Source organism: Acidocella sp. MX-AZ02, from assembly GCF_000306035.1.
Lineage (GTDB): Bacteria > Pseudomonadota > Alphaproteobacteria > Acetobacterales > Acetobacteraceae > Acidocella > Acidocella facilis.
Genome location: NZ_JH976281.1, coordinates 1 through 358 on the forward strand (window position 1 = coordinate 1; position 358 = coordinate 358).

At 58.9% G+C, this 358-nt stretch carries 1 pseudogene; it reads left to right on the plus strand.

From position 1 onward, the window contains the following. Positions 1–81 precede the first annotated feature (81 nt). Positions 82–358, plus strand: a pseudogene (locus MXAZACID_RS17530) (hypothetical protein); the annotation flags it as partial.

Below are 358 nucleotides of genomic sequence, written 5' to 3' on the forward strand. Positions count from 1 at the left end.
GTCAAGATTCCGATTCGGAAGATTGCGCGCTTAGTCAAAAATAGTGAAACTCCATGCCGCTATTTTTGAAAGCCCGTGTTCATGTCGCGCAAACGCATTCACACCGAGGCCGAGATCGAAAGCTTGGCGGAAATGCTCCGCCCGCTCTGGCGACAGAGCGATGTCGTGCGGCCCTGGCTGCGCCAACATTACGGCATGTTGTTGGAGCTTGTGCATGGCGACTGGTCCTGGGCTGCAATCGCACGCGCGATGACGCTGGCTGGCATCACCTACAGCACCGGCAAAGCGTGGGATGCCGACTGGCTGCAAAGCGAGGTCTATCGCGCCCGCCGCCCCCTGAAAGGCTACCAGCGCAAGA